The following is a 15,897-nucleotide window of genomic DNA, read 5'->3' on the forward strand; positions in this document are numbered from 1 at the left end:
GGTTCTGATGCGCCGGGGCCGTACCGGGTGACTCCTCCAGCAGATCCGCTGGCCTCTCCGGCAGGGAGTTCCACTCATGGCTGACTTCGTATCCGGCGTCGGACCATTGTTCGGTCCGAATTTCGTCGTCGTCACCGTCAATGACGAAACGGGTAGACCGTTCCAGCTCCAGGTGTACCCGGACGCGCACAATCCGCAGCTACGCCAGGCAGGGCTGCCCACGCAGTACTACTTCCAGCCCGCCGAGGTCTTCCTGGCGCGGAAGCACGATTCTCCGGAGGACTTCAACTTCCAGATGACGCTGTTCAAGGGTCTGATGTCGGAGGAGGCACACATCACACCCGGTGATCTGGCCGGAACCGAACTCGGCGGCGGATTCTGCTCGTTCTCGACGACGTTCGCCATTCCGCCCAGCGTGATCACCGGTGCGGTTCAGAAGCTGAAGCAGCGGGAGCACGAGATCCCGTCGAGGCTCGGGCCCTTCTTCAACTTCCAGCAGAACGATCCTGAGCCCTCGCTCGGCATCATTCCGATCACGGAGAGCGCCGTGGTGTGCGCCGTTCCGGACCCGGCGGTCACGGGTGGCAAACTCCTCATGACCGCCCAGCACAGCGGGAAGGGCAGTATCGAGGCTCAGGGCATCTGTTCGTTCCTGGTCAGCTGCAACCTGCCGGCCGCGGGTCAGATCGCGAGTTCGCTGAAGCTCGGGGCCGCGCCGCCCTTCCTGGTCACCAACGCGCTCCAGGAAACCTTCTACATCAACGGTGTCACGATCGATGTGGACGTCGACATCGACAAGGTGTTCGACTCGTTCTCGGCTGCTGTCTCGGCAGGCGGGCTGTTCCGGATCAACTCGCTGCAAGCGGAGTTCGCCTACCAGAAATGCATCACCAGCGGCGCCATCACCACGCACATGACGCAGAACAACGCGGTGCTCGACGCGGAGACGAAGAAGTGGGTGACGGAGCAGGTCAACGAGATGAAGAAGACGGCGCTCGAACTGGTCAAGCACGAGATCTTCGACTTCGACCCCGCAAAGAGCGACGCCAAGGCGTCGACCGACCGCGGGTGGTTCAGCGAGTTGTTCGGCGGATCGTCCGTATCGATCAAGTCCACGCATGCCCACAATGGTGTCCACGTCAATCAGCGGTTGATTCTCGACCAGACGGTTTCCGTGAGCCATACCATCAGCGGCAACCTCACCGACCTCCTGCCGGCCGTGCGGGCAGATCTCAACAAGTATCTGTTCGTCATCGACATCGGCGAGTTCTTCAAGAAGGTCCAGGTCGCCGGGTTCTCCGAGGTCAACTTCAGCGAGAAGCTCCCCGACGGCACCGAACGCAGGAGTCCGCTCAGATCCGTCCAACTGGAGGCCGGGTATCCCGACTTCTCGAGACCGATGGAGAACGGCCAGGTCAATCTGAGCATGAGGGCCAGTGGCCAGCACTACATACCCGGCGAGACGCAGCCGAACGGTCAGGAGCAGCCTGCCGTCTGGCGAGAACAGACGGCCAAGGACTTCGTCAACATCTCGTTCCTGCGACTGGACAACCCTGTCGACGGCTGGCCGTCGGACCAGGTGAAACTGCGGCGCAAGCTGATCTTCGACGGGCAGGACCCCCGCGTCAACCTGTCCCCGCAGATCGCCCCGACCGACGATTCAGTCGCCGTGATCGAGGAACTGAGCACCGACCACGCGCCGGTCATGACAGCGAGCCAGGTCGGCTACGTGTTCGTGCGGTTCATGGTGTCGCCCGTCCGGCTCCCGTCCAACATCACCGTGACGATAACGCCGACCATCGACGACGACACCTTCCCGCCGATCGTGGTCACCAAGGACAACGTGAAGAACGCGCTGTGGGAGGTGTACTCCGACAAGTACGTCCTCGTGAAGGAGATCAGCTACACCGTGTCCGTCGAGGCGCTCGGGCCCAACTTCACCGACGAGCCGGTCTTCTACTCGACCTCGGAGCCGGTCCGGGTTCCCGTACCGGAAGGGCGGATCAAGTACATTCCGCAACTGCCCACTCCCTTGCCGCGAGCACCCGCAGACAAGATCGAGACCATCAACCGGTACGTCGCCGCGGCCGCCGCCGTCACCACGTGACACCACCGGCATGCCCTGGACGGGCGGGCGGAACCGCCCGTCCGGGAAAGCGACGGATCACCCCGCCGGGGAGACACCATGGGACAGATGGAGCAGGCGTTCGACGAATTCCTGGTCGCGGAGCCGAAGCCCTGGCTGGTACGACGGACAGGGGACCACATCGGCTCGGTGCTCAATGAGAGCAGGAGACCCGAACTCCCCGCGGACGCGCCGTTGCTTCCGCGCCTGGAGAGCAGTTCTGTCCCGGACGTGCTCGCCTTCGGCCCGTTTCCCGACGCAACCTGGTTCCTCCCGGCATATGTCTTGCCCGCCGTAGACCGGAAGTTCGCCTTTGACGTCGTACAGACAAGCGCACCCACCACCGGTGGAGGACCGTTCAACCGCGCCACGTTCACCCTGACGGTGAAGGAGGACCTGTCGGACAACGTCCTCTCCTCCGTCGCGTCGGGTCAGTTGCACCCCGTGCCCGACCTGCTGCCTGTCGTGAAGCTGGTCGTGCCCCTCACGGAGCCCAACGGATCCGTCACGGAGCACACGGTGACGGGCACGACAGCGACCGTCAGCGGGACAAGTTTCACCGTCACGTTCGAGCTGTCCGGTTCGCTGATCGAGGCCGCCTACGTGCACCTCACCCTGCACGGGCAGCTGCGGCTGGAGTTCGAGCCGACCTACTCCGGCTACCAGACGGCGCTGGTGACGTCGCCAGACACCGGATTCCCCGTCCACGGGCCGATCTTCCAGGGACTCCAGTTCGAGGTCTTCGGTGACGGGGGCAATTCCGGAGACGCTCCCGTCCTGCCGTCCCTCATCGACAGGATCGGCGCGTACGTCTTCTTCCCGTGCACCGCCGGCTTCCGACGCAGCCTGCTCCTCGGAGACAAGTTCAACACCGACACCCACCGCAGCCGGTTCACCATCACGGCGGGGGACGTGACGCGGCCCATCATCGACGCCAACGACTTCAGGGTCTTCGCGCCACAGCGTACGGAGTACCGCGAACTGACCACTCTCGGCGACATCCCGTCGAAGTATCCCTCTCTCCAGCGTGTCTTCCTCGGCCAGATCAGCGGCACGGTGATCGCGGTACCGGACGCCTACGGGATCCTCGTCACGGCGCAGGGCGCCCTCGCGGCCTGCGACTCGATCGTCGACGAGTCGCCCGCCTCCATCAGCGGCTGCCGGTTCCACTTCACCTTCACGGTCGGCCCGATGGCAGACCCGATCGACCTCGCCCGCCTGCGGGCGGACGTCACCGGCGTCCCGGAGGCAGTCGGGCGCACCCTGCGCGTCGCCCTGCCCAGTGGGCTGGACTCCCGTACCCCGTCCACTCTGCAAGGCCTTCGGAGCGGCCAGGTCGCCTTCGCCGACGGCGACGGCACCACCATCCAAGTGGGTGTCGACATCAGCGACGACCGTCCGACACCAGCCGCGTCCCTCGTCAACCTGTTCCTGCAACAGCTCGCATCGCCAGGGACGGCGCCCCTCTTCGGCAGCATCGCCGTCCGGCTCGACGACCTCTTCCCCCAACCCGTGCGCAGCCAGGTGCTGCTGAACCTGCGCCGCACCGCCCACAACGGTGACCTGACGATCACTCCGCAATCCGGATCGCAGCCGTTCAGCGCCCAGGCCACGAACATGGGACCTCTCGACCTCAAGCTCCTCCAGTGCGCCGACGTGCGGGACGGCCAGGGCCCGGAGCCGATCGTCCCTCTCGGGGGCAGGGTGCTCGAAGCCCATGAGACCACCACCCTCCCGGGCGTCGGCGCCGGGACGGTGGTGGAAGTGTCGCGCACCCTGGAGGTGGCCGCTCCGCTGCCGAAGGCCGACATGCTGACCTTCCTCACGTTCCGCACCCAAACCGTGCAGGAGGTGCAGTACCCGCTCACGGTCAACGCGACCGGGCTGAACTTCGAGGCGGAGGGCGTCAGCACCATCAAAGTGGAGATCACACTCGATGCCAACCCGGGAGACCCGGTTCCCGCGTTGACGCTGAGCCCTTCCCACGACATCGATTTCGTGCACGCCTCGCTCCCGGTGGATTCCGCCGTCACCGGCCTGGACAGCACGGTCGTGCTGACCGTGAACGCGGCGTCCGGCGCGCGGACCGTCTCCGTCGCGCACGACTTCGTCGACGAGCCCGTTCTCCTTGTCACGTCGGCGGTGATCCACTGACGCGAACCACCGCCGACAGAACCGCCTTCGACCGACAGGGGCATCCGCGATGCCAGGCAGCGTTATCCCCACAGGCCCGATCTTCGGCCCCGACTCGCTCGTGATCACGGTGGACAGCGGTACGGAAGCAGCGTCACGCATCGGCGTCCGGATCTGGCCCGACGCGGTCAACACCGACCTGGCGCGCTCCGGTGAACCCACCCGGTTCTATTTCCAGCCACCGCGGGTGACCATCGCGACGAGGCCCGGTACGACCGACCTCGAGTTCTCGGCCACAGCCATGGTTCAGTCCCCCGTAGGGCCTCATCCGCAGTACCTCGGCGGCTCCTGCACCTTCTCTTGTACGGTCGCCCTGCCCGCCGACGTCCAGGCCCGCATCGTGGAGAAGCTCGCGAACCACGACCACCCGGACCCGCCCACGCGCATCGCCCATCTGTTCACCCACCGCCGCGGGGACCCGGATCCTGAACTGCTCATGGTGCCGATCACCGGCAGCGCCGTCTCGTGCGTCATCAAGCAGCCGCGCAATGGCTCCGGTCCTCTGCTCATGAGCGTCCAGGGCGGCCCCGGCGGCGGGATCGACGCGCAGGCGTCCAGCTCCTTCCTGGTGTCCTTCAGTCCGGCTGCGGCCGAAGCGGTCGTGACGAACCTGCGAGAAGCCTCCGCGCCGCCGTTCGTCGTACGTAACGTGCTCACCGAGCAGTTCGACACCGGGCCGACGGCCCTCACGGCGACTCTCGACATCGACGTGGAGCAACTGCACGAGGTGTTCAGGGTGTCCGTGCCGCCCGGAGAACCCTGGCCTGACGGAGACGCGGCGGACACGGCGTACCGATCCGCCGTCACGGCGGGAGCCGTCCGCACCGGACTGACCGAGTCCGGTGGCGGGCCCCTGGACCCGTCCCTCGCCACGTGGCTCGGCAGCACGGACGACTTGAGGACGGCCGTTTTCGTCATGGTCAGAGAGCGACTCTTCGAGGTCGCCGACGCAGAGGTCCACCCCACCGGAGGGACGCGGAGTGAGGCTGCCGCCCCTGGGTGGTGGAGCGCGGTCTTCGGTGACGCGCGGATGACGCTGAAGCGGGAACCGGCGGCTGGCAGCGTCCGGCTGCGGGATGCCGTGACGCTGCACGGTGCCGTGTCTGCCGAGCGGACGGTGGAAGGCGATCTGGCGGAGGTGGCCGCGGCTGCCCGCCACCATCTCGACACGTACCTGAACGTGATCGCCCTCTGACTGATGGACCAGGTCTGCGATTGATGAACCAGGTCTGCAATGAACCGAGTTCCGCTCACTCCGAGTCGGCCCGTATCAGCCTGGGCCTGGCTCGGCACCGGCCAAGGCAGCCAAGGCGGTCAGAACGCGGCGAGTCTTGGTGTCGGGGTGTTCGGAAAGCTTGACTCCCCGCTCTCGCACGGCATCCTCGAGCTTCTGCTGCTTGCGCTCGGCCCGAGCTGTGAGCTTCTCGGCATCGTCGTCGTCCTTGGGCTTCACCCGGATCGACGCCTCCAGGAACTCCAGACCGGCGCCCGACCACACCTCGAGGTTCACCTCCAGGTCGTCGAGCGCGACGTCCTCGACCTTGGTCGAGAGAATCGGCCCCAGTGCGACCAGCCCACCTATCTGGACGTCGGGAGCACACACCTTCAGGAACTGATCCTGCACCGCGTCGATCGGCGCGGAGGGATCGGCACCGGGCTCCACCGCGGACGAAAGTTCCCCCGGCCGATGGTCGTGGACCAGCGCGGCGGCCAGAACACGGCGGGTGCCCGACCAGTCCTCCTCGATTCCGTAGGTGAAGAGTTCGTGGTCGAAAGAGCGGGTGAAGCGGCCGATCAGCTGCTCCCGTGTGCACGGTCGCAGCTTGACCGTCAGGTCGTCCGAACCGGCTCCGAGCCTGAACCGTACGATCACGCCGCCGTCCAGCAATGGCAATCGCCCTTCGGCGACGCCCACCGAGTCCTCGGCGAACCAGATCTGACGCACCCTCTTCACACCGAGCGCCCCACCCAGAGCGGACAGGGCCGCCCCCACATCGCCTTCGATGTTGACCTTGATCTCAACTGGCAACAGGTCCATCGCGTCGCTCCTGCGGGCTTCCTGTCTGCGCCACGGCAATTCCGGGAAAGAAGCTGGGATCGGCGAAGCGCACGGATCCATGTCTTCTCAGGATATCCGCGGCAGGTTCGGGTCGCCAGCAGAAGGGCCGACGGTCAAGGCGAATACCGGTGTTGTCGACTCCCGCCGTCCTCGTGCCATTCCGTGGGGTGGGCAACGCCGCGAGAGGTGGCCGCCGCACCCGGTCCTGGCGCCCGGGCTTCGGCGACGTACGCCCGGGCGAGCCGGGCGACTTGTCCGGCCCGGCACCGCCGCTGCGGGCGCGCGGCGCACCGGACGCAATGGCGCTCACCCAGCGCTGCACGGACGGGTGGTCGACGCGGTCGCGCTCCACCAGGCTTCGACGACACCTCGGCAGGGTGCGTCAGGAGCCGCTCACCAGCTCCCGGGTGGCTGCCGACGGCACGCGAGTGCGGACCGACCAGGACAGTGCCGCGCACAGGACGGCCGCGGCCACCGCCACCGTGAAGGCCGCCGGGGCGCCGTGGGTGTCCGCGAGGCGGCCGGAGAGGGCGAGCGCGAGGGCCTGGCCGCCGACGATCCCGCTGGTGAGGAAGGCCATCGACTCGGCCAGCCGCGAGGCCGGCACGGTCCGCTCGGTGAGCCCGAACACGGTGATGAGGTGCGGCGCGTAGGCGGCGCCGAGGACGGTCACGACCGCGTACAGGGCGAGCAGCGAGTCGACGAGGACGAGTGGGGCCGAGAGTACGACGAGCGCGGCGGTGGCGGCCCGCCAGCGGGTCGGCAGACCGATCCGGGCGGGTACGGCGGCCATCGAGAGGCCGACGGCGGCGCTCATCACGCCCATGGCCGCATAGACGAGCCCGGCCTGCTCGGGCGCCCCGAGCTTCTCGGTGAGCGCGGTGATACCGGCCTGCGAGGCACCGAACATGGCGCCCTGAAGCACCATCGTGATCCGAAGGGCGTACGCGGACCTCGGCAGCCGCCCCCGTTCGGCGGCGCCCGTACGGGTGGTGACGGCCGGCGCATCGCCCTCGGCCACCCGGGCGGACGGGTGCAGCGCGAACGCCGTGCCGCAGGTCGCGAGGAGGGCCGAGGCCGTCAGGAGCGCCGCCGCCGGGTGGGCGAGGGCGGCGGCGAGGCCCACGAGCGCCGGGCCGAGGACGAAGGACACCTCGTCGAGGGTGCCTTCGAAGGAGAGGACCGTGCCGACCGCGCGGTCGTCGGCGCCGGAGCGCCTGGCCAGTGCGACCGAGCGTGTCCGGGCGAGCGGGCCGATCTGGGGGACGGTCGCGCCCGCGAGCGCGCCGAGGGCGATCAGCCAGCCGAGCGCCGCGTGGCCGAGCGCCGCGAGGACCAGCGCGGCGACGGCGACCGCGTTGGCGAGGGATGCCACGAGGACCACCCCACGCTGTCCGCGCCGGTCGGCGAGTCTGCCGATGACCGGCCCCGCGACCGTCTGTCCCGCCGCGAGCGCGCCGCCCGCGAGCCCCGCCGTCGTCAGGGATCCGCTCGTCTCGGCGACCAGGAGCAGGCTGCCGAGCTGGCACATGGCGGTGGGCAGCCGCCCCAGGAACGAGAGGACCGGCAGCACCGGTCCGAGCAGGGACAGAGTGTCGCGATACATACGGAACATCGCCAGAACGTAACGCGATGCACCCGAACGGACGCATGAGGCGATGACACAGAAGCCTCCGCGCCGGGTACGTACGTTCGCATGACGTCCTCGCTCCCGACCCCGCCCACCGCCCGGACCGTGCCCACCGCCACCTACCGCCTCCAACTCCAGCCGGAGTTCCCCTTCTCGGCCGCCGAGCGGGCCGTCCCGTATCTCGCCGGCCTCGGGGTGTCCCATCTCCACCTCTCCCCCGTCCTGGAGGCCGTGCCCGGCTCCACGCACGGCTACGACGTGACCGACCACCGCGCGATCCGGGCCGAGCTGGGCGGCGAGGAGGGACTGCGGGCCCTCGCCTCGACCGCCCGGGCCCATGGTCTGGGCCTGGTCGTGGACCTGGTGCCCAACCACATGGCCATGTCGCCCACGTACAACCACGCGCTGCGCGAAGTGCTGCGCGAGGGACCGGAATCGCCGTACGCCCGCTGGTTCGACATCGACTGGGAGGCGGGGGACGGCCGCATCCTGCTGCCCGTGCTGCCGGCCCGGCTCCCGGAGGTACGGGAGCGGATGCGGGTCTCCGACGGAGCGCTGCACCTGGACGACCGGACCTTCCCGCTCCGCGCGGGCACGGAAGGGCTCCCCCTGCCCGAGCTGCTGGACGCGCAGTGGTACCGGCTCGGCTGGTGGCGGCTGGCCCGCACGGAGCTCAACTACCGCCGCTTCTTCACCATTTCGGAGCTGATCGGGGTACGGGTCGAGGATCCCGAGGTCTTCGACGCGACGCACGACACGATCGTCCGGCTGGTCAGGGACGGGGTGATCGAGGGGCTGCGGATCGACCACCCGGACGGCCTCGCCGATCCCGAAGGGTATCTGCGGCGCCTGAGGGAGGCGACGGGCGGCGGCTGCTGGACGGTCGTGGAGAAGATCCTCACCGGACCCGAGCCGCTGCCTGCCGCCTGGCCGGTCGCCGGGACGACCGGCTACGACGCGCTGCGATACGTGGACGGCGTCTTCGTGGACGGTGTCGGAGCCGCCGAACTCACCGATGTGTACCGTGAGTTCGCGGGCCGCGCCGGAGACCGGGGCGGCGCCTGGGAGGCGACGGCCCGCCGGGCCGCGTACGAGGTCGTGACGCACGATCTGGCGGCGGAGACCGCAGCGCTGACCCGGCTCGCCGAGCGGATCTGCGCCGCCGATCCCGCGCTGCGCGACCACGCCCCCTGGGCCCTGACCACCGCGATCCGTGAACTCCTCGTCCGCGTCCCGGTCTACCGCTTCTACCGCGAGGGCGACGAGTCGGTGCTGACCCCGGAAGCCGCCCGGGGCGCGACGGCCGCCTTCGCGGTACCGGAGGAGGCCACGGCCGTCGACACCGTACGCGCTCTGGCGCTGGGGCGGCTCGGCGACGGACCCGAACACCGGGCGTTCCGGGCGAGGTTCGCGCAGACCTCGTCGGCGCTGCGCGCCAAGTCCGTGGAGGACACCGCCTTCTACCGCTACACCCCGCTGCTGTCGGCGAACGAGGTGGGGGGCGACCCCGGGCGTCCGGCGATCGCGATCGAGGAGTTCCACGCCTACTGCCTCCGGCTCTCCAGGGACTGGCCCGCGACCGGGACCGTCCTGTCCACGCACGACACCAAGCGCAGCGCGGACATCCGCGCCGGGATCGCGGTCCTCTCCCAATGCCCGTCCGTGTGGCGGGATCTGCTGGAGGAGGTGGCCGGCGTGCCCGCTCCGGACCCGCATCTGGCGTGGACGGCGTGGCAGACCGCGTTCGGCTTCGGCGCACCGGACCCGGAGCGGCTCGGTCCCGCCGTCCTGAAGTCCGTACGGGAGGCGGGGCTGCAGACGAGCTGGACCGAACCCGATCCGGCGTACGAGCGGGCGGTGACCGAGTTCGTGACGGCCGGCCCCGGCCGGATTCCGCTCCGGGCGGCCTCGGAGGCGGCCTTCGCCCTGGAGCCGCACATCCGGGCCCATCAACTGGGCGCGACGCTGGTCCAGTTGACGATGCCGGGGGTACCGGAGCTCTACCAGGGGACCGAGCGGGAGTACCGGGCGCTGGTCGACCCGGACAACCGGAGGCCCTTCACGGCCGGCGAGGACGACGACAAGACGGCGGTGGTCCGCGCGGCGCTCGCGCTGCGGCGGCTGCACCCCGAGGCCTTCGCCGCGCCCGATTCGTACACCCCGCTCACGGTGACCGGGGCCGCGGCGGCGCACTGTCTGGCCTTCGCCCGCGGCGAGGGCGCGTCGGCGGAGTCGGTCACGGCGGTCACACGACTGCCGCTGCGGCTGGCGGAGGCGGGTGGCTGGCAGGACACCGAGCTGATCCTGCCGCCCGGCACCTGGTTCGATCTCCTCGACGGTGTACGGCAGTTCACGGGCGGTGCGGTGAAGCCGGCCGAGCTCTTCGACGCGCGTCCGGTGGCGCTGCTCGGCCGCCGGCCCGCGCGGGAGGAGTGAGGGGGCCGATCGGGAGGGCGCAGCCCGCCGGGCGGGCGTACGGGGGCGTGCGGGGGTGCGCTCAGCCGCCGGGGCGTACGAGAAGGCTCCGCGGGGCGCGGGTGATCAGGCCGGTCCGCTCGGGCCGGAAGCCGTGGGCGAGCCGCAGCCGGGGCATGGCGTCGAAGAGCGCCCGCACGGCGTACTCGGCCTCGAACCCGGCGAGGAGGACGGCGGGGCAGGCGCCGCTGCCGTACGTGAGCTGGCCGGGGTCGTCACGCAGCGGGTCGTAGCGGTCGGGGTCCCGGAAGCGCTCCGGGTCCCGGCAGGCGGCCCCGATCAGCAGGGCGACGGGCTCCCCCGCCGGGATCGTGCCGCCGCTGACGCGCACCTCGGCGGCGGTGCGGCGGACGGCGATCTGCACGGGCGGGTCGTGGCGCAGCGACTCGGTCCAGGCGCGGGCGATCCGCTCCGAGGGGGCGTCCCGGAGCGCGGCCGCGCGCTCCGGGTCGACGAGGACGTGGGCGAGGAAGGAGGCGAGGGCCTTCTCCCGTACCGAGATCTGGCTGGTGCACTGGCCCGCGAGCGCGGAGGCGGCGCGGCCGCGGACCAGGCGCATCATGTCCCGGTAGGGCACGCCGACGGCGGCGGCGACGGTGCCCGCGGGCAGCCAGTGGCAGAAGTCCGCGACCAGGTCCGCGTTGGGCCGGTCGGTGATCCGGCGGGCGAGGACATGGGCGGTGCGCGCGGTGGCGCTGCGCAGCTCGGCCACGTCGACGTCGACGTGCGTCTGGGCGCACGGCGGGTCGCCGGGCCGGTGGCCATGGGTGAACCGGGCGTCGGTGAGGGCGGTGGCGACGTCGGCGTACCGGCTGAGGACCCAGGCGCGCAGCAGCGGGTCGAACGTGAGCGGGAACTCCTCGCGCAGGACCCGGTGGACGCGGTACGGGTCCCGGGTGGCGCCGGGGTCGAGGGGGCTGGGCGCGACGGTCCGGCTCCGCGACGGCCCGGCGGCGGGGGGCGCGGCGGCGGTGCCCCGGACGCGCCCGTCCGCCGCCCTGACGCGTCCGGCGGGCCGCGCCGCCGGGGAGGCGGAGGCGGCCGCGGAGGTGGTGGCACCGGTCCGGGCGCGCGGGGAGGGCCACGGCTCCATGGGCGGCAGGTCCGCCCAGCCGTCCTTCCGTATCCACGGCTTCGACTCGTCGCGCATCGCGCCCCCTGTCGGTCCAGCGTGTGTGCGTCTCCCCACCCCACCACCGGCGACGGTCACCCGCAGCCCGCATACCGCCGAACGGGTGAAGTCGACCGTCTCTGGGATCTCGGTCCGCAGGACGGAGATCCCGGAGCGCGACACGCGGGCGCCGTGACGAGGTTCAGACGAGGACCTTCCCCTCGGCCCCCGCGCCGGACGGCAGCCCCGGCGACGGCGTCCCGGTCCGTGTCTTCGCCGGGTGGTGCGGCCACCAGACGCGGTCGCCCAGGAGCGCCATCGCCGACGGGAGGATCACCGCGCGCAGCACGATCGCGTCGAAGAGCACCGCGACCGTCAGACCCACCGCGATCTGCTTCATCTCGATGCGGTCGATGAACAGGAAGCTGACGAAGACCGACACCATGATCACCGCCGCGCTCGTCACCACGCTCGCCGAGCCGGCGATCCCGTCGACCACCGCCTCCCGGGTCGGCACACCCCGCTGTACGGCCTCACGGATCCGGCTGACGACGAAGATCTGGTAGTCCGTGGAGAGCCCCACCAGAATCGCGAACACCATCAGCGGCGTACGGGAGCCGACGAAGCCCAGCGACTCGAAGCCCAGCAGGCCCTCCGCCCACGTCCCCTGGAAGACCAGGGTGAGGACGCCCCAGGCCACCAGGACGGCGGCCAGGTTGAGGATCGTGCCGAGGGCCGCCGTCACCGCCGAGCCGAACGCGGCGTACATGATCGCCAGGGTGGCGAGCGAGACGAAGAGGATCACCCAGGGGAGCCGCTGCTCCTGGTGGGCCGCGTAGTCGGCGCCGGCCGCGATCTCGCCGGACACAGCCCATTGGAGCCCGGGCGTGCCGTCGACGGCGGCGGGCAGGAGGCGTTGGCGGACCTGTGCCAGCGAGCGGTCGGCCTCGGGCGAGTTCGCCGCGTACGGGACGGGCAGCGCGAGCAGCGCCGTGCGCCCGTCCTCCGCGACCCGTACCACCGGCGCCCAGTCCTGCGCGAAGAGCGCGTCGCCGCGCGTCGCCCCGGCCAGCTTCCGCAGGGGCGCGGCCGGGTCCTCACCCCGTACGAGAACGAGATGCGCCGGTCCCTCGGACGGGAAGGCCGTCACGAGCCGGTCGTACGCGGCGACGGCCGGGATGCTGTCGGGGAACGTCTCCTTGCCCTCGGTGCCGAGCCGCATGCCGAGCGCGGGCGCGGCCAGCGCGACGGTCGCGGCGACGCCGGCGAGGAGCGCCACGAACGGGCGGCGCACGACCGGGCGCAGCAGCGCGGCCCACACGCGCCCCTCGCCGCCCCCGCGACGGCGGCGGGCGAGCCGGCCGCCGTCCATCCGGTGGCCGAGCTTGGCGAGCAGCGCGGGCAGGACGGTCAGCGAACCGCCGACCGCCACCAGCGTGACGAGGATCGCGCCCGTGGCGATCGACGAGAAGATCACGTCCCCGACGAGGTACAGACCGGCGAGGGAGAGGGCGACGGCGAACCCGGAGTCGACGACCGCACGGCCCGAGGTCGCGGCGGCCAGCTCGACGGCGCGGGCGTGCGAGATCGTGCCGCCGGACCGCTCGCGCTCCTCGCGAGCCCTCTTGAGACAGAAGAGCGAGTAGTCGACGCCGACCGCCATGCCCATCATGAAGATGACGCTGAGCGCCGCACCGCCCGCGTCCGGGAAGACCCAGGAGGCGAGCCCGTACAGACCGACCGCGCCGGCGAAGGAGAAGAGGGCGAGCAGGACGGGGATTCCGGCGGCGAGGACCGCGCCGAAGACGACGAGGAGGATGAGGAAGGTGACCGGGAGACTGATCATCTCGGTCCGCTGGAGATCCTGGCCCTGCTTGTCGTTGACCGCGACGGAGATGGAGGCACTGCCGGTCTGTTCGATCGTCAGACCGGGGTGGGCCCGCCGGACCTCGGCGGTCTGGGCGAGGAGCGTCTCGACGTCCTTCTTCGCGGTCTCCCGGTCGCCGCGCAGGGTGACCGCCACCCGCACCGCGTCGCCGCCGCGCGAGGTCACCGGGGCGTCGACCTTCTCGACGGCCGGGAGCGTCCCCATCCGCCGGCGGATCTCCTCGGCCGCGACCGAGGGTTCGTCGCCGGCCGTCCGGGCCGTGCGCTCGATCAGTACCTGCTCGACCGGCGGCGGCGTCAGTCCGCTGCCCGAGGCCATGGCCTCCGCCCGCCCCGCCTCACCGATCCAGAAGTCGGCGAACGAGCCCCTGTTCGTGCCGGCAGCCGCCCCGGCGCCGATGCACACGGCGACAAGGAGCACCCAGCCGGCGATCGCCTTCCACGGATGCGTCGCACACCATCGCGCCGTACGGACCGTGACCGGGCCCTTGCCCCGGGAGGCCTGGGAGGCCCGGGAGCCCGGGGAAGTCGGGGGCTGCTGACCAGTTCTTCTCATGGTGATCAGCCTCCCGCCGGAGGCGCCACGCGGTCACTGGTGGACTCCGGTGGACCGCCGGGGGGTTATCCCCACCCGCAGGAGAAATCCCTTATGAATCCAGTGAGTTCAGCGCACAGAGGGGGCCCGGAAGGACATCAGCGTACGGAGAGCCGGAACGACATCTGCCCGAAGCCGACCATGTCGCCGGCCCGGACGGCCACCGCGCCCGTGACCCGGCGTCCGTTCACGACGGTGCCGTTGGTCGAGCCGAGGTCGCGCAGCACCCAGAGCCCGTCCTGGAGGGAGAGTTCGGCGTGCATCCGGGAGACCGTCTCGTGGCTGAGCCGCAGCCCGTTCACCGGGTCGCGGCCGATCCGCAGCGGGTACGGCCCCGGCTCGGGCAGGAGCAGCTTCGGCAGCCGTTCGGCGTGCCAGGCCCGGCCGAGCTTGGCCGTGAACGCGGACATCTTCTCCACGACGCCCACCACGCGCCGCGTCCAGCCGGACTCGGTCTGCAGATCGGCCGTGAGAAGGGCGAGTTCGTCCGGTCGCTGGGCGACGAGCGCCCGCTCCATACGGAAGAGGAAGGTGTCGTGCGAGAGCCTGCCCTGGGCGGCGCCCTCACGGAGCAGCACCAGCGCACGGTCCCGCTCGGCATCGGAGAGCCGAGCGGGGTGCGTGGAGAACTCGAAAGGCGTCGTCACAACGTGATTGTCGGTCCGACGGGCCCGAAGTGTCCAGAACGGGGCCGCACAGGGCCGCACGGGGCCCACACGGGCCTGCTGCCGCCACCACGTCCACTCCCGCCTGCCCCACCTCAATTCCGTACCGCCCGGACCAAGATCGCTGTTACGGTCTGCGGACTCGACTCCCAGGGGGAACCACGACGTGACCACGTCATCGACCAGCACGCCCGACGGCGTGACGCTGCGCCCGCTCTCCGGACCGGACGAGCTGGACCTCTTCTGCCGGCTCAGCTACGTCCTCGACCACGAACTCGAGGACGACCTCGCCACCGGCCGCCGCCTGCCCTCGTGGATGTGGGTCGCCCTGCGCGGCGACCGCGTCCTCGCCAGGATCTCCTGGTGGACCGGCAAGGAGGGCGGCGCGCCGCTCGCCCTCGACTTCTTCGACCTGGACCCCGAGCTCCCCGAGCGGGAGCGCGCCGAGATCGGCCTGCGCCTGCTCGAGACGGCGACCGCGGCGGTCGTACCGGCGGGAGCGGCCCGCCCGGAGTTCGGCCGCTTCATGCCGGCGGACTGGCGCGAGGTTCCCGAGACCCACGCCCGGCTGGAGACGCTCTTCGGCGTCCTGGAGGCCTCGGGCGCCCGCCCGCTGGTCGAGCGGCTGCGCCTGGAGTGGCTCCCCGGCACGCCCGTACCTGAGCCGACGGGCCGGCTCGACTTCCGCCCGGTGCGCGACCGCGAGGACCTGGTCGCGCTGATGACCCCGGTCATGGAGGGCACGCTCGACGCGCACGGGAAGGCCGACCTCGCGTCCGGTCTCTCGGCCCGCGAGGCGGCGGAGCAGCACTACGACGAGGAGTTCGCGCACTACGCCTCGCCCCGAGCGTGGTGGCAGGTCGCGCAGCTGCCGGAGACCGGCGAGCCGGTCGGCTTCGTCGTCCCCGCCCGGAACAACTACAACCACACGATCGCCTACATCGGTGTGCTCCCCGCACACCGCGGCAAGGGCTACATCGACGACATCCTCGCCGAGGGCACCCGCATCCTGGCCGCCCAGGACGTGCCGCGCATCCGCGCGGCGACCGACCTGGGCAACGTGCCGATGGCGAACGCCTTCGCCCGCACGGGGTACGCGACCTTCCAGCGTGCGATCAACTTCGTCTGGGACACGCCGGGCGCGGCCCAGTCCTGAC

10 protein-coding genes are annotated in these 15,897 nt (G+C 70.9%); 5 read left to right on the forward strand and 5 right to left on the reverse strand.

The features are described from left to right. Positions 1-76 precede the first annotated feature (76 nt). The 3 genes from ACZ3OF_RS28010 (at position 77) to ACZ3OF_RS28020 (ending at position 5,513) form a co-directional block, all read left to right on the forward strand. The gene (locus tag ACZ3OF_RS28010; protein WP_467307477.1) at positions 77-2,107 is read left to right on the forward strand and encodes a hypothetical protein; all 2,031 of its coding nucleotides are present in this window, start codon (positions 77-79) and stop codon (positions 2,105-2,107) included. A gap of 78 nt (positions 2,108-2,185) precedes the next feature. Further along, the gene (locus ACZ3OF_RS28015) at positions 2,186-4,279 is read left to right on the forward strand and encodes a hypothetical protein (RefSeq protein ID WP_467307479.1); all 2,094 of its coding nucleotides are present in this window, start codon (positions 2,186-2,188) and stop codon (positions 4,277-4,279) included. Positions 4,280-4,328: 49 nt separating this feature from the next. Continuing rightward, complete coding sequence (locus ACZ3OF_RS28020; RefSeq protein ID WP_467307481.1) at positions 4,329-5,513, forward strand: hypothetical protein; 1,185 nt, start codon at positions 4,329-4,331, stop codon at positions 5,511-5,513. 75 nt (positions 5,514-5,588) lie between these two features. Here ACZ3OF_RS28020 and ACZ3OF_RS28025 read toward each other — a convergent pair whose 3' ends face one another. Together ACZ3OF_RS28025 and ACZ3OF_RS28030 are read right to left on the reverse strand one after the other, a co-directional pair. Next, complete coding sequence (locus tag ACZ3OF_RS28025) at positions 5,589-6,356, reverse strand: hypothetical protein (protein ID WP_361674478.1); 768 nt, start codon at positions 6,354-6,356, stop codon at positions 5,589-5,591. 403 nt (positions 6,357-6,759) lie between these two features. Continuing rightward, on the reverse strand, positions 6,760-7,983 hold the full coding sequence (locus ACZ3OF_RS28030) for an MFS transporter (protein ID WP_361674756.1): 1,224 nt from the start codon (positions 7,981-7,983) through the stop codon (positions 6,760-6,762). 90 nt (positions 7,984-8,073) lie between these two features. On the opposite strand from ACZ3OF_RS28030, the gene treY reads away from it, so the two are divergent. After that, the gene (gene treY, locus ACZ3OF_RS28035; protein ID WP_467307483.1) at positions 8,074-10,443 is read left to right on the forward strand and encodes a malto-oligosyltrehalose synthase; all 2,370 of its coding nucleotides are present in this window, start codon (positions 8,074-8,076) and stop codon (positions 10,441-10,443) included. Between the two features lie 61 nt (positions 10,444-10,504). Here the strand turns inward: treY and ACZ3OF_RS28040 are convergent, their stop codons facing one another. The 3 genes from ACZ3OF_RS28040 to ACZ3OF_RS28050 all read right to left on the reverse strand — a co-directional run bounded on the left by ACZ3OF_RS28040 (position 10,505) and on the right by ACZ3OF_RS28050 (position 14,722). Then, complete coding sequence (locus tag ACZ3OF_RS28040; protein ID WP_467307485.1) at positions 10,505-11,632, reverse strand: cytochrome P450; 1,128 nt, start codon at positions 11,630-11,632, stop codon at positions 10,505-10,507. Positions 11,633-11,795: 163 nt separating this feature from the next. Next, positions 11,796-14,036: an MMPL family transporter gene (locus ACZ3OF_RS28045; RefSeq protein ID WP_467307487.1), complete on the reverse strand. Its 2,241-nt coding sequence runs from the start codon at positions 14,034-14,036 to the stop codon at positions 11,796-11,798. A gap of 137 nt (positions 14,037-14,173) precedes the next feature. Further along, positions 14,174-14,722: a DUF1707 and FHA domain-containing protein gene (locus ACZ3OF_RS28050; protein ID WP_361441114.1), complete on the reverse strand. Its 549-nt coding sequence runs from the start codon at positions 14,720-14,722 to the stop codon at positions 14,174-14,176. A gap of 184 nt (positions 14,723-14,906) precedes the next feature. Between ACZ3OF_RS28050 and ACZ3OF_RS28055 the strand changes: the two genes are divergently transcribed. After that, positions 14,907-15,896, forward strand: a complete 990-nt coding sequence (locus tag ACZ3OF_RS28055) for a GNAT family N-acetyltransferase (protein ID WP_467307490.1) — start codon at positions 14,907-14,909, stop codon at positions 15,894-15,896. The last annotated feature ends 1 nt before the right edge of the window (position 15,897 follow it).

The organism is Streptomyces sp. NPDC022552 (assembly GCF_055561875.1).